Genomic DNA, 21,862 nt, shown 5'->3' on the forward strand with positions numbered 1-21,862 from the left:
GGTGAAAATATGGCATAATAAAGAGTCGTGAATTTTTAAGATGTATTGGTTTAATCGATAAAATCGTTACTATATACATTAAAAAGTGATCAAAAATGATTTGAAAAAGTGAGGAGTTAATATGCAAATAGGATTTGACCATGAAAAGTATTTAGAAGAACAGTCGAAGTATATTTTAGAGAGAGTTAATCACTATGATAAGTTATATTTAGAGTTTGGTGGCAAGTTAATGTTCGACTTACATGCAAAAAGGGTTTTACCGGGCTTTGACGAAAATGCTAAAATCAAGCTTTTACACAAGCTAAAAGAAAAAGTTGAAGTAATTATTTGCGTATATGCAGGTGATATCGAAAGAAACAAGATAAGAGGAGACTTTGGGATTACATACGATGTAGATACCCTAAGACTTATAGATGATCTAAGATCTTTCGAGCTTGACATTAACAGTGTAGTTATCACCAGATATGATGGACAACCAGCAACTACTGTCTTCATTAATAAACTTGAAAGAAGAGGAATTAAAGTTTATACCCATCGTGCAACCAAGGGGTACCCATCCGATGTTGATACAATTGTCAGTGACGAAGGATACGGTATGAACCCATATATCGAAACCTCCAAACCAATTGTTGTTGTAACCGCTCCAGGTCCAGGTAGTGGTAAATTAGCAACTTGTTTTAGTCAGCTCTACCATGAGCACAAGCGTGGTAACGTAGCTGGATATTCAAAGTTTGAAACCTTCCCTGTTTGGAATGTACCATTAAAACACCCATTAAATATTGCCTATGAAGCTGCAACAGTAGATTTAAAAGATGTTAATATGATAGATTCCTTTCATGTAGATGCATATAATGAAATTACTGTTAACTATAATAGAGATATTGAAACGTTTCCGTTACTTAAAAGAATTTTAGAAAAAATTACTGGCAAAGAATCTATCTATAAGTCTCCAACAGATATGGGAGTCAATAGAGTAGGATTTGGAATTACCGATGATGAACTTGTTAAAGAAGCTTCAAGACAAGAAATTATTAGAAGATATTTTAAAACAGAATGCGAATATAAAAAAGGTTATGTAGATAAAGATACCTTTGAAAGAGTAAAACTTATTATGGAAGAACTGAATCTGAAGCAAGAAGATCGTAAAGTTGTTGTACCAGCTAGAGATAGAGCGGTTAAACTAAAAGAAGAGTCTACTAAAACCGAAGTTTGCCCTGCTTTAGCTATTGAACTTCATGATGGAACAATTTTAACTGGAAAAGGTTCAGATTTGATGACTGCTACAGCAGCTGTAGTATTAAACGCAGTAAAGTATCTTGCTAATATTTCAGATGAGATCCACCTTTTATCACCAGTAATTCTAGAACCTATTAAAAAATTAAAGTCTAAGACTTTAGGAAGTAAAAGTCCAGCATTGAATTGCGAAGAGATATTAATTGCTTTAAGTATCTGTGCTGCAACAAACCCTACCGCTCAAGTAGCGATGGACAAGCTGGCATTCCTTAAAGATTGTAAGGCCCATTCAACAACTATCTTAAGTTTAAGTGACGAAGAAACATTTAGAAACTTAGGCATAGATATTACTAGTGATCCTTACTATTCAACAGAAAATTTATACTATAATAATTAGATTTTTTCTCCAATTATAAACAGTAGCGCCACGTACTAATTAGACGTTGTGCTGCTGTTTTTCTTCTTTTGGTTTTTGCTTTTTCTTTTATTATATGATAAGTTATTTTAGAGTCGGATAACAATTTATGTTGAATAAATGCAGATTTAAAGTGAGGAGAAACCATGAATATACAAGATGAATTAAGAAGGTACTTCGGGTATGATACCTTTAGGCAGGGACAAGAGGAAATTGTGAAGTGGATACTAAAGGGAAAAGATGTTTTAGGAATTATGCCAACTGGTGGTGGTAAGTCTTTGTGCTATCAATTACCTGCAGTTATGATGACGGGAATAACAATTGTTATCTCGCCCCTCATTTCCCTCATGAAGGATCAAGTAGACTCCTTAAATGAAATAGGTATACCAGTCACAAGTTTAAATAGTACCTTAGATCAAGATTCTTTTATTCAGAGAATAAATGAAATTAAGTTAAATCAATATAAGATTATATTCGTTGCTCCAGAACGACTAAATACTAAAATGTTTCTTGATATCATCAAAGGGATTGAAGTATCCTTTATTGCCATAGATGAAGCCCATTGTATTAGTCAATGGGGCCATGATTTTAGACCAAGTTATAGTGAAATTCCTAAATTTATTAAAAGTCTTACCTCTAGGCCTGTTGTAGCCGCCTTTACTGCTACGGCAACCCAAGAAATAACATTAGAAATTAAGAAACTAATTGGTTTAATTAATCCACTAGAGATTACAACGGGATTTGACCGACCTAATTTATTCTACCGAGTAGTTAAAGTAGGGAACAAAAATAGTTATTTAATAAATTATTTAAAGGAAAATTATCAAAATGATCCAGGTATTATTTATTGTGCTACTAGAAAAACAGTTGAATCCCTAGTATCAAAGCTACAGGAAAGTGGATTTTCAGTTAGGGGTTATCACGGGGGGATGGATGCTGAAAGTAGGGAAAGAACCCAAGAAGACTTCATGTATAATAGAGCTCGATTGATAGTTGCAACCAATGCCTTTGGTATGGGAATCGATAAACCTGATGTAAGGTTTGTAATTCATTTTAATATGCCAAAAAATATGGAGGCCTATTATCAAGAAGCAGGAAGGGCTGGAAGAGATGGTGAGGATAGTCAGTGTATTTTAATGTATTCACCATCTGATGTAGTAAAGCAAAAATTAATTATGGAAAGTGAATACATATTACCAGAAAGACTAGCACTACAATATAAAAATCTTCAATATTTAATTGATTTTTGCCATACCAATGATTGTTTAAGAAATAAGATATTAACATATTTTGATGAAGTGGTAATGGAGGAATACTGTGGAAATTGTAGTAACTGCTTAGATCAGTCAGAGATGGTGGATATTACCTTAGAAGCACAAAAAGTCCTATCTTGTATTTATCGAGTTAAGCAGCGCTATGGTATAAATATTGTAATACAGGTCTTAAGGGGTTCAAAGAGTAAAAAATTGACTCAGCAGGGATTAGACCTAGTTTCTACCTACGGAATCATGAAGGAATACAGTGAAGAGGCAGTAAGGGAAATAATTATGACTTTAGTTTCTAGAGGCTATATTCATGTTACCGCAGATCAATTTCCCGTATTGAAGCTTACAGCTAAATGCCGAGAAGTATTACAAGGTGATGTTAAGGTGATGCATAAAAAAGCACTAGTTGAAGCTAAGACAATGAATTCTGCTAAGAAAAAAGCTACAGGAGTTAAAGGACCTATAGAAGATTACAATGAAGATTTATATCACCTTTTAAAGGAGTTAAGGGGAGAACTCTCTAAGGAAAAAAAACTACCACCTTTTATGATATTTCATGATAAGTCACTAAAGGAAATGGCAGCTGTGTTCCCTAAGACAAAAGAATCCCTACTGACAATTGATGGAGTAGGGTTAAAGAAGTTTGAGAACTATGGAAATCGATTTATCCAGCTTATTGAGGATTACTGTAGTAAAAATAAAATAACTTAGATAATAGGGTTAGTGTGATCTCTCAGCTGACTAGATATAATATACATTTTTTTCTATATTTTTAACATTTATATGTGGATTTTTTAACTGATTAAATAGATAATATTGCAGATAAAAATTATTGTAGAATAATTAAATAATGTAATTGACTTTGTGACAGAAAAATGATTAAATTATTTTTAAGCTAAAGGAAATTTGTATATTTATAGATTGTAATTAGGGGGAAATGTTTTGATAAAACATGTTGTATTTGATTTTGATGGTACAATTGCAGATTCTTTGGGGTTAGCTTTTGAAATTTATAATGAATACTCACAAAAATATCATTATAGACAAGTAACTATGGAGGAATTAAAAGGTCTCATGAATCTTCCGATTAAACAAAGGCTAAAGAAAGTAGGAATTCCCTTTTATAAGGTGCCTAAAATTCTACTAGAGTGTACGGTAAAATATAGACAATTAATTGGTAATATTAAGGTATTTGATCATATACTAGAACTGGTAGCTAATCTAAAAAAAGATGGTCTTAGTACCTCTATTATATCTTCTAATTCGGTAGAAAACATTGAGGTTTTTTTAAGAAATAATGAAATTGATGTTTTCGATAGAATTATCTCTTCTAATAATCTTTTTGGTAAAGATAAAACCATAAAGAAGTATCTTAAGCAAACAAACCTTAAAGCAGATGAAATTGTTTATGTAGGTGATGAACTTCGAGATGTTGAAGCATGTAAACGAGTATCGGTTAAAATGATTGCAGTTACATGGGGTTATGATTTATCAGAGTTGTTGAAGAGTGGTGGTCCTGACTATGTTGTTGAAAAACCTCAAGAAATTTTTGATATTGTAAAAACACTAAATGTATAGAACTCCCTTATAGCAAACAGATTAAGTTAATAACTGCTTGCTATAAGGGCTTTTTTAATGAATAGGAATGCTACACTTAAATTATTTTAAAATAAGGGAACTTTATGTAATGAGTTTCAACATAGTTTCAACATAAGGAGATAACTAGTTTAATTGGATTAAATTGTGTAAGCTTACAGTTTCTTCATCTAAAGTCAACCTATAAATCTTTCAAAAAGAAGAATTTGCTTTGTTAGAACATTGATCAATGACCATAGGGGAAAGTGGAAAAACCATTAGAAAAGTTTTACTTACTAGAAGAAAGTCTATAAATATTTTTGATATAATAGACCTAATAGAAATATAGGGGTGAAGAAATGAAAAAAACCATAGGTATATTAGCCCATGTTGATGCAGGGAAAACCACCTTTGCAGAGGAATTATTATATATTACAAAGAGTATTCGACAAAAAGGTAGGGTAGATCATAAAGATGCTTTTTTAGATAGTCACCATATAGAAAAAGAGCGGGGGATAACAGTTTTTTCAGATGAAGCCTCATTTACATACAATGGCTCACAATACTATTTGGTGGATACTCCTGGTCATGTGGATTTTTCACCTGAGATGGAAAGAGCAATTCAAATAATGGATTATGCAATTATAATAATAAGTGCAGTAGAAGGGATTCAAGGACATACTGAAACAGTTTGGCAACTTTTGCAGAAACATAAGGTACCAACCTTCTTTTTCATCAATAAAATAGATCGGGTTGGTGCTGATGTTGTGCAAGTATTAGAAGATATTCGTGTTAATCTTACGGCAGATGTCATCGATATCAATAATTCTTTTAGGGACAGTATGCTAACAGAAGAGCTAATTGAGTCAATAGCAGAAAGAGATGAATTTCTACTAGAAACATATATGAATGTTGGTTATGAGAAGACATTATGGGTAAATAAAATGAGGGAGATGATTACTAAGCGGATTGTGTTCCCATGCTGCAATGGTTCTGCATTACAAGGAAAGGGTATTATTGAGTTTTTAGAGAAACTAGACAAATTAACTGAGACAAGCTATAAGAATAGTAGTCAATTTGCTGGTAGGGTTTATAAAATACGCTATGATGAAAATGAAGTAAGAATAACCTATATTAAAGCATTACAAGGAACAACCAAGCTAAGGGAGTTTATCAGTTATTTAGATGATGATGGTAAGGAAACTAGCGAAAGAATAACCCAAATACGTCGCTATAATGGTAATAAGTATCAACTTGTGGACCACGTATCAGCTGGAGAGTTATTTGCTGTAGTGGGCATATCAAAAGCTAAGGTGGGAACAGGTATAGGTGGCTTAAGGGAAAAAATTGATTATGATTTGATCCCTACTCTACGAACAAAAGTCATTTTTGATAGTACCCTTAATATTAAAGATGTGTTGAAGGTCTTTAGAATTTTAGAGGCAGAAGACCCCTCCCTTAACGTTACCTGGGAAGAAGGACTTCAAGAAATTCATCTTCATGTTATGGGGGTTATTCAACTGGAAGTATTAGAAAAACTAGTAATGGATCGATTTAAGGTCAAAATTTCCTTTGGAGAACCTAAAATAATTTATAAAGAAACAATTGAAAATACAGTAGAAGGTTATGGGCATTTTGAACCTCTAGGGCATTATGCTGAGGTTCATTTGAAGCTGGAGCCTGGAGAAAGAAATAGTGGGATTAGCTTCGTAAATAAGTGTCACGCCGATGATCTTACTATAGGTCACCAGAATTTAATTAAGCATCATATTTTTGAAAGAAGTCATAGGGGAATTTTAATTGGTGGTAGCCTTACAGATATTAAAATAACCCTTTTAACAGGAAGGGCCCATAATAAGCATACAAGTGGTGGGGATTTTAGAGAAGCTACCTACAGAGGCCTTCGACAAGGACTTGAGAAGGCTAATAACCTTATTTTAGAGCCCTACTATTACTTTACAATTAAAGTTGATATTGACCATATAGGTAGAGTGCTTTCCGACCTACAAAGCTTTTATGGAACATTTGATCCACCAAATATATCAGGTAATAAAGCAGTAGTGACAGGAAAAGCGCCGGTTAAGACAATTATGAGCTATAGTATGGAACTAGCCGCCTTTACTCAAGGAAAAGGTAGTATTAACTTAATTTATGCAGGATATTACCCCTGTCATAATGAAGAGGAGGTGATAGAAGAGACTAATTATGATAAAAACAAAGATCCAGAGTATTCTTCAACATCAATTTTTTGTTCGAAGGGGCAAGGTTACAGGGTAGAATGGCAGGAGGTAGAAGATCATCTCCATTGCACTAAAAGACCATAAACCATTTGTAAAAATATACAAAAATTAGGATATTGAAGACTTTTCAGTATAATTATTTACTTAGCATCATATTTTACTGTAGATACTTGAATTGAACAAAAAACGAACTAATATTGGTTGTACAAAGGGGATAATGGTTATGCCGATAGGACAGCTTTTGTTAAAGTTAAAGAAAGCAGAAAATATTAAACGTTATCAAGTGGAAAGAAACTTAGTGCCAAGGAGCGTTGCAGAACATAGTGATTTTGTGATGAAATTATGTTATGTATTAGCTAAGTGGGAGGAAAGAAAGTTTGGAAATAGAGTAAACTGGAAAAAACTCTATGGTTGTACTTTTCATGATGGAATAGAGGCCTGGACAGGGGATATTTTGTCCTATACTAAGAGAACAGTGCCGGAAATGATGGAGGCTGTCAGATTAACAGAAGAGAGCTTTTTTGAGAGTGGAATGAGGAAGGACATACCTACTTCATGGCTTGGGGAGTTAAGACAATTTGTCTTGAATCCTAAAGATGACACGATAGAAGGAAAAATTCTGGAAGCAGCAGACACCTTAGATGTCATTTTTGAGTGTAGAGAGGAAGTGATTAGGCACAACAAAGATCCATTTGAGAAGATATTAATAAGTTCTTTAGAAAAACTGATGTCTATTGACTTAGAAAGTTGTAAGTATTTTCTTAAGTATCCTCTTAATGATTTAAATTTACATCAATACTATTCCGAATCATTTAAAGGGTATATTGCAGATTTACATTATGATGAGATTATTTTTGAAAATGCAAATTCAGTTCCAGAAGAAGTAGAAGTTATAAAGGTAATAGGTTATGACAAAAACACGAACATTAAAGAGTTGAAAAACAATTCTGATAACATTAAAATTATGTGTTTGAAGACGAATAAGTTACTATCTGAAGAGGAAGTGATATCCTTGGAATTATTTGTTAATCCCTTAGATCGAACAATTTTTAAAGTTAATGGTAGTAAAATTGCTAGGGATGAAAACTATAGTATATTCAAGGGTTGAACAAAGAATTAACAATAAAATAACAAAAGGCTAAAAGGATAAATTTTCGCTGGCAAATCTGTTCATAGATTGTAACATTTGCTAATAACTCTAATGATTGTAATTTAGAGGTTTGTGGAAGTGTAACCAAAATGTATAGCAGAAATATCAATAATTTTACGTATTTTTTACTTGAATGTTTCACTAAATAATGGTATTTTTATTATGTTATTAAATTTAAAGGATGGGAGAATGAGAGATGAAAAAAATGTTGATTCTTGCAATGTCTATTCTGTTAGTTGTTTCTCTATTAGCAGGTTGTGGAAGTAGCAACAATACAAGTGGAGAGAAGGATGAAGACGGTATTATTAATCATGAAACATTGGTAGTATATTTTGTACCTTCAAGAGAACCATCAGAAATTATTGCTGCAACAGGTCCCCTTAAAGATTTATTACAAGATGCATTATTAGAAGAAGGTTATAATTTTGATGATATCATTATTGAAGTAGGAACAAGTTATGAAGCAGTGGGAGAGGCACTAGGTGCTGGTACTGCCCATGTAGGATTCATTCCTGGAGGAACTTATGTATTATATGATGATAGTGCAGAAGTAATCTTAACAGCGACTCGTGCAGGTCTTAATAAAGATTCTGAAAAAGCTATAGACTGGAATGATGGTCAACCAACACAAGGAACTACTGATCAAGTAACCTATTACCGCTCTATATTAGTTGCAGGTCCTTCTGAAAAAGGTCAAGCAATTTCTGCTAAAGTAAATAATGGCGAAGAAATCACTTTAGAAGATTTAGATGCTCTAAACTGGGGAGTTCGTTCATCATCTTCTTCAGCAGGATATATTTATCCATCAATTTGGTTACAACAAAATTATGGGGCAGCCCTTACAGATCTATCTAACATAGTTCAGACTGATTCTTACGGAAGTACAATGGCTCGTTTAGCTTCTGGACAAATCGACGTTGGTGTAATTTTCGCAGATGCACGTCGTGACTATGAAAATAACTGGGTTACTGAATATGGACGTACAGAATCTATTTGGGATGAAACAAATGTAATTGCTGTTACACCAGGAATCTATAATGATACAATTTCTGTAAGTAAATCTGCTGATATAATGGATGCAGACTTAATTAAAGCATTACAAAATGCCTTCATTAATATTGCAGCTACAGAAGAAGGTAAAGAAGTAATTGCAATCTACAGTCATGAAGGTTATAAGCCTGCTAAAAGCTCAGATTATGACAATGAGCGTGAAGCACAAAGAATTTTAAGAAGCTTTAATTAATTTAATTAGTTTGAACATAGACAAGATTAATAGAAATTAATTTTATAGGAGGGGGGAAACCCTCTCCTATATGTTAATTTCATTTTTTAGTTTCTTTATCTAAAGATAAAGTCAGTCTTTATATCTTTTAAAGGAAGATTTTGATATGGAAGTAGAGATTTGTTTATATTAACTTGCTATTGAACGGAGGTATAACTTGATCAACTTTAATAAAGTATCTAAAGTATATCCCAACGGTGTTCAAGCCCTGAAGGATGTATCCTTAAAAATAGAACAGGGTGAATTTGTTGCCATCATTGGATTGTCGGGTGCTGGTAAATCAACCCTATTAAGAACAATCAATAGAATGCATGATATTTCATCGGGTTCATTAACTGTAAATGGTCATGAGGTAAACAAACTAAATGGTAAAGCTTTAAGAAGGTTTAGAAGGAAAATCGGAATGGTATTTCAATCCTTTAATTTAGTGCCTCGTATTACAGTAATTAAAAATGTATTAACTTCGAGAGTACCAGACCTACCACTATGGAAGTCACTTATAGGCTTGTATTCTAAGCAGGATAAGATCATTGCTTTAGAAGCCTTAGATAAAGTGGGTATTTTAGAAAAGGCCTATATTAGAGCAGATCAACTCTCTGGTGGACAACAACAGAGGGTGGCCTTAGCCCGTACTTTAGCCCAAAACCCAGAGATTATTTTAGCAGATGAGCCAGTAGCGGCCCTAGATCCGGTTACGGCTGGGCAAGTAATGGACGACTTCAAAAGAATTAATAAAGAAATGAACATCTCTGTTATTATCAATATTCATCATGTTGATTTAGCACTGAAATATGCAGAGAGAGTAGTAGGAATTAGAGCAGGTGAAATTATTTATGATGGTCCAGCAACAGAAGTGACCGAAGAAATACTAACTCAAATTTATGGCCGAAAAATATCAGAAGATGAATTAATGGGGGCGTAAAATGATGAATATTCTTAAAAACATTTTTCAACCCGTCTTAAGTATATTTATTCCTAATGATATTAAGTTAAGCAACGGTAAGGTTGTAAAACCACCAAAGCCAATTACACCTTACATTGTTATTGCACTTATTATAGTAACATATTTCTCTGTAGAGTTGACAGGTTTTAAATTCTCTACAATTATACAACGGGGAAATCAATTTCTTGTTATACTAAGAAGAATGTATCCCCCCGATTGGGCCTTTATGCCAAGGGTATGGAAGCCATTATTTGACACAATAAAAATGTCAGTATTAGGATCAATTATTGGATGTGCATTAGCGATTCCCTTTGCAATTGTTTCTTCAACAAACATTAATAGTTCAAAGATTACTTTGAATATTACAAGGGTATTTTTAAGTATTGTAAGAACAATGCCAACACTAATTATTGCCCTAATTGCCACCTATATTTTCGATATAGGTACATTTGCGGGTACAGTAGCAATCACCATATTTACTTTTGGTATTGTTTCTAAAATGCTTTATGAGCAAATTGAGACAGTAGATATGGAACCCTTTGTTGCAATGGAAGCTTTAGGTGCCAATAAGATACAGGCTTTTGCAAGTGCCATTGTTCCCCAGGTATTGCCTTCATATTTATCAATTTCCCTTTATAATTTTGAAATTAACGTTCGTAACGCTGCAATATTAGGTTATGTTGGAGCAGGGGGGCTAGGGCTAATCTTAGATGAACAATTTGGTTGGAGAGCCTATGATCGAGCAGGGGTAATATTATTTACCTTATTTATTACGGTAGTTGTTATTGAAAGTATAAGTCGGTATTTAAGAGAGAGGTTGGCATAATATGAAAACTTCTACTAAAAAATTATCAAAACAAGAAATGATAGAATCAAAACCTAATAAAATTATCATGGACACTTTAGCTAATGAACCTAAGGTATGGATCATTCACCTTATTGCAACATTTATTGTTTTAGCAATTATGTATTGGTCTAAAGGGGCTATTAATTTTAGAGGTATTCAGAGTAATGGGGTAGTCATTGCTAAAAATATTTTTACAGGGTTAATTAACCCCGATTGGTCTTTGTTGCTTAATTTGACTAGACAAGGGATTCCCTTTGTACTAATGGAAACCCTAGCCATTGCATTTTTAGGTACCTTTATTGGGGCAATTTTAGCAATTCCTTTAGCCTTTATTTCCGCAAGTAATATGGTATCTAAACACTTTACTTGGTTAGGGGTATTTATTATTGCTGCAATTAGAACTTTCCCACCCTTTGTCTACGGAATCATGTTTATTCGTGTAACTGGGCCAGGGCCATTTGCAGGGGTTTTAACATTAGCCATTACATCAATAGGGATGATCGCTAAACTGTATATCGAAGCAATAGAGGATATAGATAAAAAAATATTAGAATCCCTTGATGCATCAGGATGTAATACGATAGAGAAAATTAGGTATGGTATTTTACCTCAGCTAATGACAAATTTCGTTTCGACAGTAATTTATCGTTATGAAATTAATATTAAAAATGCTTCTATTCTAGGTCTTGTAGGGGCTGGTGGGATTGGTGCTCCATTGATCTTTGCCATGAGTGCTTACAGATGGAGGGAAGTAGGCGCTATATTAGTAGGACTAATTATTTTAGTTTTAATCGTAGAATACTTCTCAACAGCTATTAGAACAAAACTAGCTAGAGGATAAAAAACAAGGATGAGATTTTCATCCTTGTTTTTTTATAATACATAGCCTACCAAACATTCTTCCGGTGAAGGGCCTCGTGCTCTAGTAGATAACATCTTCGATATACTTAGTTTTATCAACAACTACATTGGGATTCTTTTTAAAATAGTCGATAATTAACTCGGCAGTTTCTACTTGAATCTCTTTAACAATCTTAGCTTCTTTATAGAAGTCATAGCCACCTGCACCAGTTGCACGGTAATTATTCATGACTAAGGTATAGGTTTTTTCAGCTTCAATATCCCTTCCCTTGAATTTAGCAGAAGTTACTCTATTTCCAGCCTCTTTTCTTAAATCAAAGCTATAAAATAGATTTGAAAAGAAATCATAGTTATAATGCTCTACCTTGGGTTTTAAGAATAACTCTGAAACAGTAGGCTTACCATCTTCTAGGGCAAAATAACTTCCACATCTCTCGAGGGCTAATAACAGTTGTTTTCCCGTTACTTCTAGCACCACTAAGGTGTTTGGGTAAATGTAGGTTGAAACGATATCTCGTATAGACACTTCTTGATGAAAACCCTTTACCGAATTACCTAATGAGGAGCAGGCTAGGTCGGCACCACTGACCTCTAAAGAAACTTGATTTGCAAAATTTACAATATAAGAACCCTCTAGGGCCATTTCTATATGGCTTTTAGGTTGTAGTGGAACATCTAAAAACCCCACTGGTTGGTCTAACCAATTTTGAATTTGATTTTCAATAGGTAAAAGTTTCTCATATAACTTTTTATTAGGATTAATCTTTGGTGTTTTTAACTCCGATCTAATCTCTTTAATTTTACTTCCCTCAAAAAGAACTTCCATTTCAATATACTTCTTCCCATTTTCAGGAGTCTGGGCGATAAAGGTACCATGAAGGTCCTGTCCTGAAATCTCCATATGTTGATGTCCGGTTAAAAGAATATCAAATTCGAAGTCTTTACAAATTGTATAGGCGATATTTTCTGATGTGGGGCTAAGTTTTTTATGACTATGAAGATCGTATTCGAACCCACCGTGATAAATCCCGATTAAAACATCTACTTGTGGTTTTAATAATTGATAAGTTTCAACAACAGAGGCGTAGGTGTTATCTATTGTAAAGTTCTCTAAATGCTCCTTCTTTTCCCATGTTGTTATAAAGTCTGTTGTAAAGCCAATAACACCAACAACTAGGCCATTACCTAAGGTTTTAATATCGTAGGGCAAAATTTTAATGCCGTTTGTATGGTCTGTTACGTTGGTACATAAACATTTACCTTGAAAATGGTTAATATAGTTTTTTAAATAGTCATAGCCATAATTAAAGTCATGGTTACCTAAAGTAATATAGTCATAGCCCGCTTCATTCATAATTTCAGCGATAATTTCATTTCCAATTCCATTATTTGAAAGGTAAGATGCAAAGGAAGACCCTTGAATGGTATCACCACCGTCAATAATTAAGGTGTTTTCATCTTTAGTAAATTCCGACATCATATTTAATAACCCAACGGGTTTTTCCTGACGGTCACGATAATCTGTTGGGAAGACATAGGCATGAATATCCGAAGTAAAGTAAATTTTTAAGTTCTTCATAAAATACCTCCAAGAAAAATTTATTATGTATCTTTATTACCCTATTACCCTGATGGAAATCTCTATAATAAAGATTCCTTAGCAATAACTAAACCTAGATAAGATCATAATCGGTTAGTGTTCATAATACTAATAAAATACTTTGCAACTATTATCTAATTTTATGATATTTATTGGAAATTGTAAACCCCTCTCAAAAGGTATAGAGGGGTAATTACAAGGGTTTTAGGGTTTTAACCATCAAGAACCTGTTGACTTATAATGCTTAACGCCAAAATTCCAAATTAAGATACAGGGAATAATAAACAAGATTCCTAAAATGGGGGCCAGCATATGAGCTAGAAGGTTACCATTAGCTTTGTTTAACAGATATTGAAGGGGGAGGTAGTTAACAGAAGCAAAAGGAATAACATAGGTAAAAAACTTCTTTACCCATTCTTGATAAATACTAAGGGGATATTGGGCAAAGTTTCTTCCACCATCAGTCAGGATATTAACAACTTCAAGTCCTTCAACTGTCCAAAAACAAAGGGTTGCCCCTAATATATATAGACCAGTGAATATAAAAGTACCACTTAAAATCATAAGTAGAAGGGTTAAAACACGATATAAATCCCATGAAACATCCAGATACATTAAGGAAAAGATTAATGCAATAAAACCCTGACTTAGACGCCCTATTCTAGAAAACTCAAATTTAGTACCAAAGATTTGTAATAAAGTTGTTCTGGGCCTTACTAAAATTCGATCAAACTCTCCCCTGACAATCAGCATTGAGAAGGTATCAAAACCCCTTGCAAAACACTCACTTAGGGATGAGGAGATGTTGATTACTGCATAACATAGGGCTACCTCATAAAGGGTCCAGCCAGCAATAGTAGAGAATCGTTGAAATAGCAATAAAACTGAAATAAACATAAAGAATGGTATGAAAAATTGACCTACTGTTACTAATATGAAGGAAGTACGGTATTGCATTTGACTTTTGAGCAAGACTGATACATAACGAAGATAGAGTTTCATGCCATCAACCTCCCTGTACTACGATTTTTTTAAAGGCTCTCTTCATTAAGAATCTTCCCAGCCAAACTAAAATAAGAATCCACACTAATTGTACCCCTATGCTGAGAAGTCCTTCCTTTAACCCAATATTTCCTGCATAAAGACGGAAGGGAAGATCAGAGGTATATCTAAAGGGTAGTAGATAAACTATTTTTCTTAAGATTGAGGGCATTAGGGGAACAGGAATGATTAAACCTGAAAAAAATTCTCCCGCAACAGCGATCATTAATAAAGAGCCTGTAGGGGACATCGTGTAGAAGGTGGAAATGTAGATTAACATAGATATTGCAACAATTAATAGTAAAGCTAGGGTAATAGTAATTAGAAAAAGAATAAAAGAAATACCATCTGCTGGTAAAGAAAATCTATAGGGCTTAGGTAAAAAGGCTGCAATCAATATAATAGGAAAACATCTTAAAATAGCACCTGAAAGCCGTTGTCCAATTAATTTAGCGTACCAAAGACCATATAAGTCTGAAGGTCTACAGAGTTCGTAGGCAATATCTCCATTAGTGATCTGATTAAATAGTTCACTATCTCGATACCACAGCATAAACAAAACTAAAAAACTTTGTTGAAGCCAAATTACTTGAACCAATTGGTTATATGTGATGGGTTGAGGTGTAGTTGAAGACTTATAAAAGGCTTCAAAGATCATAATGTACATAATTCCCCAAAAGAATTGAGTGCAAACTCCTGCTATGGCGGCTGTTCGGTATTGCAATCCTTTAAGAACCCTCATTTTGAATAAAGAATAATAGGCCCTCATATTTGATACACCTTATATAAATCTACAATAATTTCTTCAACTGGGCGACTATGGACCGAAACGTCTAGAATATCTAAATCTTTAGCTAGAAAACCGATGGCATCGGAAACCTTAATGACATCTAAATCCACCGATAAAGCCATGCTTTCTTTGGATCGGTTTAAAATTTTTACACCTTCGATATTAATTGATTTAGTGTTTTCAGTGAAGTCAACCTTCACGATTTTATGGCTTGCAAAGCGTTTTTTAAGGTCAGTTAAGGTACCATCTAAAAGGATTTGGCCTTTACCTATTAATATAATTCGCTCTGCCAGCGCTTCTATATCATTCATATCATGGGTAGTTAAAATTACTGTCAGCTTTCTTTCTTGATTAATGGTTTTTATAAAGTTCCTAACTGCAATTTTCGAAACAGCATCAAGTCCAATTGTTGGTTCATCTAAAAAAAGGATTTTCGGATTATGGAGTAGAGAAGCGGCTATTTCACATCTCATTCTTTGACCAAGACTTAATTGACGAACTGGAGTAGTTAAGAGAGAAGAGATGTCTAAGATTGAGATTAGTAGGTTGAGGGTTTTTCGGTATTCTCCTTCAGGAACCCTATAGATATCCCTTAATAGATTAAAGGAATCTATTACTGGTAGGTCCCACCAAAGCTGTGAACGTTGTCCAAAAACAACACCAATATTTTTAACATGTTTGATTCGGTTTTCCCATGGCGTATTGCCTAAAATCTTACATTTACCGCTGTCAGGAACTAAAACCCCACTAATGATCTTAATGGTTGTAGACTTTCCTGCACCGTTGGGACCAATGTAGCCTACAATTTCACCTTCATCAATTTGAAAAGAGATGTCTTCTAAAGCATTAACAACTGAATATTGGGGATTAAATAAGGATTTTACTGCCGATCCAATGCCAGCACTTCTTTTTGCCACCTTGAAGCTTTTAGATAGGGATTCTACTTCAATCATGAAATCACTCCTTTGAAAGGTCAGTATTTAGTTTTAAGAGGAAAAATTTGATATAAAAACCAAAATATGCGTAGATATAAATTATATCTCTTGTTAATAGGGGTGTCAATATAGTTCTTAAACAATTTTTTATACCAGTTATTCGTTAAAAATTTAACTAAATTCTATTATTAACAAAGGTTACCTTTTATTAATACATCATGTGATATAATGATAATGAACAATTAAACATAATCATTCAATAGATAAGTTGATTAATGAGGTGAACTATGGAAATTAAAATAGTTGATAAAACAACTGTCAAAGACTATATAGACTTTTGTAAAGGTATTTATCAAGACAATGAAAACTATAGAGATATTATGAGTGGTACCCTTAAGGAAATTTTACTAGGTAAAGCAGAAATCTGCAAAAGTACAACCATTGAACCTATTATGGTAATTGAATCTGGCCGTATTGTTGCTGTCTGTACCTTTGCAATAGTTGATCGTATGAAGGATGTATTACAAATAGCCTATTTCGAAGCCTTAGAAAAGCAGGAGCAGGCTGTTGATTTTATAATGGAATATGGTAAGAAAGTTGCATTAAAGCATCAAATAAATCAAATTTTAGTGGGGCTAAATTTCCATGTTAATTACGGCTTAGGTCTTTTGGCAAGTTCGTATGATGAATTACAGAGTTTTGGAAGCGCCTATAATCCACCCTATTATATAGATTATTTTTCTAAATATGCCCACGAAGAAATCAAGTTAATGTCCTATTTAAAAGAAATGAAAAATTTAGACTTTAAAATAAAAGAACGCCTATTAAATAAGGTAACAGCAAAATATCAAGTAAGAAAAGCAAATTTTAAAGATTTGAAAAGAGAAGCTGCTATTTATACTGAGATCAATAATCGTGCCTTTAAAAACCATAGATTTTATTACGAAAGAAGGCTAGCAGAAGATTTAGAACTCTTTCAAGAATTTAAGCTGTTTTTAAAAGAAGAAAATCTCTTGTTTTTAGAGTATAATGGCGAGGCCATCGGCTTTATGCTATGGTATCCCGATTTTAATCAGCTGATGAAGCCACAGGAAAGTATTGGACTAAAAACCCTAATTAAAAGTAAATTATTTGCTAATAAAATTAACCGATTCAAAATTGTAGAAATAGGAGTGTTGCCAGAGTATCAGAAAACAGGGGCAGTTTTATCCCTATTTCTCTTCTGCCATGGGCTAACAAAGGGACGATATCAGTATTGTGAAGCAGGATGGATTCTTGAAGAGAACTACGCTTCAAAAGGTTTTGGAATTCGATGGGCCGATGAAGAGTACAAACAATATAAGGTATTTTTAATAAACCTTTAGGGGGACTGAATGAATGTTTCAGGTATATAAAAAAGTGGACCATATACCTCAATTATGGGATGAAATTGCTGAAAACCAGCCATTTCTTAAAAGGGAAACTTTAAAGATGTTGGAGGAGGTTAACCCCTGTCAGCAGAGTTACCACATCAATTTGGATGGAAGGATGCTACTTGTCTCCTATCAACTAAAGATTGACCTTTTTTCTTTTACTAGCTTTTACTCTCTAAAGCTACCCATAAAAATTATAGGAATCCCTATGTCTGTATCCTACCGAGGCTATGCAATAGGTAATCAAGAGGGAGAAATAAATGAGATTACTAAGTATATTAAATCTTTAAAGGGATTTTATCTTATGTTAAACTGTGACCATCGGTTGCCCTTAGTAAAAGGAAATACCTTACCCAATTGTAGATTTGAAGTAAGGTGGAATTCTCTAGAGGCTTATATAAACAGTTTGAGGAGTCACTATCGGTATCGGGTTAGAAAAGCCCTAGAAAAAGGAGCTTTAATTGAAGTTAAAGAATTAGTCGATAATAAGGATTTTGACGAAGGACTGTACCAGTTATATGAGAAGGTATATGATAATTCTAAAGAAAAATTAGAGAAGCTTACCATCGATTTTTTTCGTCGTTTTCCCGCTAAGATTATGACCTTTTCCATTCATGGAGATAGGGTAGCCTTTATACAGCTATATGAACATAAAGACACATTGGTTTTTCTTTTCGGAGGGTTTGAAGACCAGCTTAATAGACAGTACGACCTATATATGAATATGCTGCTGGAAATAATTAAATATGCAGTTAATAGAAACTTTAAATATATTGATTTTGGTCAAACAGCGGAAGAAACCAAGCTTAAATTGGGGTCTGAACAACAACATAAATTGATGTATTTGCATCATAGTAACAGGTTTGTAAATGTTTTTTTAAAAAGATTGGTGGGGATTTTTTCTTATATGGAATATGATGTTAAGCATCGAGTATTTAAAGAGTAGGGGATAGAAAATGAAAGTATTATTGGTGAAGTGTCATAAAAAAACCATATTCTCAAAAATAGAACCGATTATCACAGAACCGCTTGAACTAGAATATCTAGCCACAATTCTTAACAAGGATAGAATAAACTATCGTATTTATGACCAGCTACTTGAAGGCAAATCCTTTCATGAAGTATTTCATGAATATTTACCTGATGTTCTAATTCTTACCGGCTACATTACTGCTGTTGAGGTTATCATTGCTCATTCTAGATATGCCAAAGACAAGAACCCTAAAGTTAAAGTGGTTGTAGGTGGGGTCCACGCCGAGGTTAATTATCAAGATTTTTTTGCTGATACAATAGATTTCATTGTCCATTCGGATGGATTAAATGGATTGCAGCAGCTACTAAATATTAATTTTGATCTAGAACAGGCAGTGATGATTAAGGGGATTGCCTTTAAAAAGAAAGACCAATGGCAGGTAAATGAAAAAAGAGTGACTAATACAGCCGAAATTCCCCTGCCAGACCGAAGCTATTTTAATAAGTATAAACATAGAACAAAATATATGAATTATAGCCCTTTAGCAATTGTTAAAACAGCCCTTTCCTGCCCTTATCAGTGCAATTTTTGCTATTGCAAAATGTTGAATCAAGGAATATACTCCACTAGAAGTATTGAAGCGGTTGTAGAAGAAATTGAAAAAATAGATGCACCCTATGTTTGGATTGTAGATGACAGTTTTTTACTGGATAGAAATCGGATTCTTCAGTTTATTGGGATGGTTAAGCTAAAGGAAGTTAAAAAGAAGTATATTGTTTATTCGAGGGTAGACTTTGTTGCTAATAATGAAGATCTAATAGAAAAGCTAGCCAGTATCGGAGTAATAGAAGTAATTGTCGGTATGGAGGCAGTAGAGGACTGCCAACTAGAAAACTTTAATAAAAATGCCTCTGCCTATGAAAATATTAGAACGGTAGAGATTCTAAAGAAACATAACATTACCCTAACAGCCTTATTTATTGCAGGGATCAATTTTACTTCATCGGATTTTAGAAATATGAGAAGATGGATAAAAGAAATGGCATTGGAAAGCTATACAGTGTCGATTTTTACTCCCATTAAGGGGACGTCTCAATATAAGGACTATGAAGAAAAAATACAGGTAAAGGATTATCACAAAATAGACTTTTTACATCTAACCCTAAAGCCTGAAAAAATCAGCAAATTACGATTCTATATGGAATTTTATTATATTTATGTGGAACAGTTTTTTAGAAGTAAGTATATTAGACGATTTGTATTAAAGAACATTAAGGAAATGTTTAAAGGGGGAGGACACCTTGAGTAGACAAAAATTATGGGACTTCTGGGCTTTGCATTATGAGAAATTGTGGGTTCAAAAAGTATCATTGACACCAACCAGAAGGGAAGTAATAAAACTTTTAGAGGGTATCTTAAAGAAGGGTAATCAGTATAAAATACTAGATGTTGGCTGTGGTATTGGTCAGCTTTTAAGGGAAATAAAAGATCACTTTGAAGGGTTTGATTTAGAACTGGTGGGGGTAGATTTTTCTAAGGAAATGATTGAAAGGGCCAAGGTGTCGAGGGATACAATTGTTTATCATCATCTAGATGTAAATGAAATTGATACTTTAGATAGTTCCTTTGATATTATTATTTGTACCCATTCTTTTCCCTATTATGAAAACCAAGAAGGGGCTATTACTGATTTTAAACAACTTTTAAAGGGAGATGGATCTCTAATTTTGGCCCAAGCTTCCCAAAATAATTTCTACGATCAGATAGCAATGTTTTTTGTAAAATTTACTACAGGTAAAGCTAAGTACCCCAGTGTAAAAGAAATAAGTCAAATGGTTTCAAGTCAATTTAGTATCGAAGATACGATACGAATAAAGGAAAGGTTTTTTATGCCCTCAATCTATTTATTTTTACTGAAGGGAGACCACCATGAAGATTCTACTTATCAGACCAAGACCCCATAAAGAAACCATCGGTTTACAGCACGTGATGGTTTGTGAACCTCTAGAGTTAGAGTATATTGCGGGTAATATTGACTGTAGTGATGTGGAAGTTGAAATAATTGATATGATTCTTGAGAAAAAAACCTTAGAGGACTTTATTCTAAAATACCAACCTGACTTAGTTGGAATGAGCGGATATATTACCCATGTTAATGTCATTAAAGAATATGCATCAAAAATAAAGAGGGTAAAAGATGATTGTAAAATTGCTGTAGGGGGTGTCCATGCAGAAGTGATGCCCCAAGACTTTGTCGATCAAAACATAGATTATATTATAGAAGCAAATGGCATTAAAACCTTTAATCGGATTATTGAAGCCCTAAAGGGTAGTTTTTCTCCCAGTGATCCAATGGAGTTAGAAGGGACCTATCGAAGGGGAAAGAAAAGCCTAAAGGAAAACTCCTTTAGCTACAAAATCCCCGACAGAAGCAAAGTTGCCCGATATCGAGACAGATACTATTATATGTTTCATAATCCCTGTGCTTTAATCAAAACCTCCTTTGGTTGCCCTTATAGTTGTAGCTTTTGTTTTTGTAAAGAGATTACCGATGGCAAGTATTATACTAGAAGTATTGACTCGGTAATAGAAGAACTAAGGGGAATCCCTGAAGAAGAAATCTACATTGTAGATGATGATTTTCTCTTTAATAGAGATCGTATTTTAGAATTTTGTCAAAAACTTAAGGAAAACGACTTAAAAAAGAAATTTCTTGTCTATGGTAGGGCCGATTTTATCTGTAAGAATGAGGACATCATCAAAAGCTTTCGAGACCATGGTTTACGTTCTGTAATCGTAGGGCTTGAATCCTATAAAGAAGAAAATTTAAATAAATATAATAAAAAGACAAGTATACTAGAGAATGAGCAGGCCATCAAGATCCTTCAAAAATATGGTATAGAACCCTATGCAACACTAATATTAGATATGGACTTTTCGGTAGCAGATTTTAAAAACCTATATACTTGGTTAAAAAACCTAGATTTAACTTTTGTGAATCTTCAACCTTTAACACCCTTAGACGGGACAGAAATTTATGATGCCTATAAAAAGGATTTTATTATTTCTAAGGATGAGTATGAAAAATGGGACTTAGCCCATCTAGTATTACAACCTCAAAAGATGACCATAAGGCGTTACTATTTTGAAATGATTAAATTATATTATAAAATTACCATGAGACCCAAAAATGTTGTAAAGCTTATTAGGAAGTATGGACTGAGGGAAGTCCTAAAGCTTTCTGTCGGTAGTAGTCGAGTAACTCAACAATATTTTATCAAAATGATAAGGGGTGAATAA

At 33.6% G+C, this 21,862-nt stretch carries 18 protein-coding genes; 14 read left to right on the top strand and 4 right to left on the bottom strand.

Annotated features, from left to right (window positions below; all coding sequences use genetic code 11):
- Positions 1-121 precede the first annotated feature (121 nt).
- From T335_RS0116030 to phnE (T335_RS0116070), 9 genes are all read left to right on the top strand, one after another.
- The gene (locus tag T335_RS0116030; RefSeq protein WP_026478438.1) at positions 122-1,630 is read left to right on the top strand and encodes a DUF1846 domain-containing protein; all 1,509 of its coding nucleotides are present in this window, start codon (positions 122-124) and stop codon (positions 1,628-1,630) included.
- Between the two features lie 164 nt (positions 1,631-1,794).
- Positions 1,795-3,624 carry a DNA helicase RecQ gene (gene recQ / locus T335_RS21035; protein ID WP_034328779.1) on the top strand — a complete coding sequence of 610 codons (1,830 nt, stop codon included), beginning with the start codon at positions 1,795-1,797 and terminating at the stop codon, positions 3,622-3,624.
- A gap of 231 nt (positions 3,625-3,855) precedes the next feature.
- A complete protein-coding gene (locus tag T335_RS0116040) occupies positions 3,856-4,491 on the top strand; it encodes an HAD-IA family hydrolase (protein WP_026478439.1) in 636 nt (211 codons plus the stop codon).
- A 356-nt stretch (positions 4,492-4,847) separates the two neighbouring features.
- Complete coding sequence (locus T335_RS0116045; RefSeq protein ID WP_026478440.1) at positions 4,848-6,812, top strand: elongation factor G; 1,965 nt, start codon at positions 4,848-4,850, stop codon at positions 6,810-6,812.
- Between the two features lie 91 nt (positions 6,813-6,903).
- Positions 6,904-7,836: a YfbR-like 5'-deoxynucleotidase gene (locus tag T335_RS0116050; RefSeq protein WP_156943707.1), complete on the top strand. Its 933-nt coding sequence runs from the start codon at positions 6,904-6,906 to the stop codon at positions 7,834-7,836.
- A 238-nt stretch (positions 7,837-8,074) separates the two neighbouring features.
- Complete coding sequence (locus T335_RS0116055) at positions 8,075-9,121, top strand: phosphate/phosphite/phosphonate ABC transporter substrate-binding protein (protein WP_026478442.1); 1,047 nt, start codon at positions 8,075-8,077, stop codon at positions 9,119-9,121.
- A gap of 196 nt (positions 9,122-9,317) precedes the next feature.
- Positions 9,318-10,082 (top strand): phosphonate ABC transporter ATP-binding protein, encoded by a 765-nt coding sequence (phnC, locus tag T335_RS0116060; RefSeq protein WP_026478443.1) that lies wholly within the window; start codon positions 9,318-9,320, stop codon positions 10,080-10,082.
- A 1-nt stretch (position 10,083) separates the two neighbouring features.
- The gene (gene phnE, locus T335_RS0116065; RefSeq protein WP_330371263.1) at positions 10,084-10,929 is read left to right on the top strand and encodes a phosphonate ABC transporter, permease protein PhnE; all 846 of its coding nucleotides are present in this window, start codon (positions 10,084-10,086) and stop codon (positions 10,927-10,929) included.
- A gap of 1 nt (position 10,930) precedes the next feature.
- Entirely contained in the window at positions 10,931-11,791 is an 861-nt protein-coding gene (gene phnE, locus T335_RS0116070; RefSeq protein WP_330371264.1) for a phosphonate ABC transporter, permease protein PhnE, read from the top strand.
- Between the two features lie 81 nt (positions 11,792-11,872).
- Here phnE (T335_RS0116070) and T335_RS0116075 read toward each other — a convergent pair whose 3' ends face one another.
- From T335_RS0116075 to T335_RS0116090, 4 genes are all read right to left on the bottom strand, one after another.
- Entirely contained in the window at positions 11,873-13,390 is a 1,518-nt protein-coding gene (locus T335_RS0116075) for a bifunctional metallophosphatase/5'-nucleotidase (protein ID WP_026478446.1), read from the bottom strand.
- 240 nt (positions 13,391-13,630) lie between these two features.
- Positions 13,631-14,413, bottom strand: a complete 783-nt coding sequence (locus T335_RS0116080) for an ABC transporter permease (protein WP_026478447.1) — start codon at positions 14,411-14,413, stop codon at positions 13,631-13,633.
- Between the two features lie 4 nt (positions 14,414-14,417).
- Entirely contained in the window at positions 14,418-15,221 is an 804-nt protein-coding gene (locus T335_RS0116085) for an ABC transporter permease (protein ID WP_026478448.1), read from the bottom strand.
- The gene (locus tag T335_RS0116090; RefSeq protein ID WP_026478449.1) at positions 15,218-16,195 is read right to left on the bottom strand and encodes an ABC transporter ATP-binding protein; all 978 of its coding nucleotides are present in this window, start codon (positions 16,193-16,195) and stop codon (positions 15,218-15,220) included. Before T335_RS0116090 ends, T335_RS0116085 begins: the two co-directional genes overlap by 4 nt.
- 269 nt (positions 16,196-16,464) lie before the next feature.
- Here T335_RS0116090 and T335_RS0116095 point away from each other — a divergent pair, with 269 nt between their 5' ends.
- The 5 genes from T335_RS0116095 to T335_RS0116115 are packed head-to-tail and all read left to right on the top strand — an operon-like array spanning position 16,465 to position 21,862.
- Positions 16,465-17,541, top strand: a complete 1,077-nt coding sequence (locus T335_RS0116095) for a hypothetical protein (RefSeq protein ID WP_026478450.1) — start codon at positions 16,465-16,467, stop codon at positions 17,539-17,541.
- 13 nt (positions 17,542-17,554) lie between these two features.
- Positions 17,555-18,535, top strand: a complete 981-nt coding sequence (locus T335_RS0116100; RefSeq protein ID WP_026478451.1) for a GNAT family N-acetyltransferase — start codon at positions 17,555-17,557, stop codon at positions 18,533-18,535.
- Positions 18,536-18,545: 10 nt separating this feature from the next.
- On the top strand, positions 18,546-19,871 hold the full coding sequence (locus T335_RS21040; protein WP_051569355.1) for a B12-binding domain-containing radical SAM protein: 1,326 nt from the start codon (positions 18,546-18,548) through the stop codon (positions 19,869-19,871).
- A complete protein-coding gene (locus tag T335_RS21045) occupies positions 19,864-20,526 on the top strand; it encodes a class I SAM-dependent methyltransferase (protein ID WP_051569356.1) in 663 nt (220 codons plus the stop codon). Before T335_RS21040 ends, T335_RS21045 begins: the two co-directional genes overlap by 8 nt.
- Positions 20,492-21,862 carry a B12-binding domain-containing radical SAM protein gene (locus T335_RS0116115; RefSeq protein WP_026478452.1) on the top strand — a complete coding sequence of 457 codons (1,371 nt, stop codon included), beginning with the start codon at positions 20,492-20,494 and terminating at the stop codon, positions 21,860-21,862. The genes T335_RS21045 and T335_RS0116115 overlap by 35 nt, the downstream gene beginning before the upstream one ends.

The organism is Alkaliphilus transvaalensis ATCC 700919, from assembly GCF_000621485.1.
GTDB lineage: Bacteria > Bacillota > Clostridia > Peptostreptococcales > Natronincolaceae > Alkaliphilus > Alkaliphilus transvaalensis.

What these genes read in the sequence shown, in the direction of transcription:
- T335_RS0116030 (WP_026478438.1), top strand. Translation starts at nt 122, where the DNA reads ATGCAAATAGGATTTGACCATGAAAAGTATTTAGAAGAACAGTCGAAG.
- recQ (WP_034328779.1), top strand. Translation starts at nt 1,795, where the DNA reads ATGAATATACAAGATGAATTAAGAAGGTACTTCGGGTATGATACCTTT.
- T335_RS0116045 (WP_026478440.1), top strand. Translation starts at nt 4,848, where the DNA reads ATGAAAAAAACCATAGGTATATTAGCCCATGTTGATGCAGGGAAAACC.
- T335_RS0116055 (WP_026478442.1), top strand. Translation starts at nt 8,075, where the DNA reads ATGAAAAAAATGTTGATTCTTGCAATGTCTATTCTGTTAGTTGTTTCT.
- phnE (WP_330371263.1), top strand. Translation starts at nt 10,084, where the DNA reads ATGATGAATATTCTTAAAAACATTTTTCAACCCGTCTTAAGTATATTT.
- phnE (WP_330371264.1), top strand. Translation starts at nt 10,931, where the DNA reads ATGAAAACTTCTACTAAAAAATTATCAAAACAAGAAATGATAGAATCA.
- T335_RS0116075 (WP_026478446.1), bottom strand. Translation starts at nt 13,390, where the DNA reads ATGAAGAACTTAAAAATTTACTTTACTTCGGATATTCATGCCTATGTC.
- T335_RS0116080 (WP_026478447.1), bottom strand. Translation starts at nt 14,413, where the DNA reads ATGAAACTCTATCTTCGTTATGTATCAGTCTTGCTCAAAAGTCAAATG.
- T335_RS0116085 (WP_026478448.1), bottom strand. Translation starts at nt 15,221, where the DNA reads ATGAGGGCCTATTATTCTTTATTCAAAATGAGGGTTCTTAAAGGATTG.
- T335_RS0116090 (WP_026478449.1), bottom strand. Translation starts at nt 16,195, where the DNA reads ATGATTGAAGTAGAATCCCTATCTAAAAGCTTCAAGGTGGCAAAAAGA.
- T335_RS0116095 (WP_026478450.1), top strand. Translation starts at nt 16,465, where the DNA reads ATGGAAATTAAAATAGTTGATAAAACAACTGTCAAAGACTATATAGAC.
- T335_RS0116100 (WP_026478451.1), top strand. Translation starts at nt 17,555, where the DNA reads ATGTTTCAGGTATATAAAAAAGTGGACCATATACCTCAATTATGGGAT.
- T335_RS21040 (WP_051569355.1), top strand. Translation starts at nt 18,546, where the DNA reads ATGAAAGTATTATTGGTGAAGTGTCATAAAAAAACCATATTCTCAAAA.
- T335_RS0116115 (WP_026478452.1), top strand. Translation starts at nt 20,492, where the DNA reads ATGAAGATTCTACTTATCAGACCAAGACCCCATAAAGAAACCATCGGT.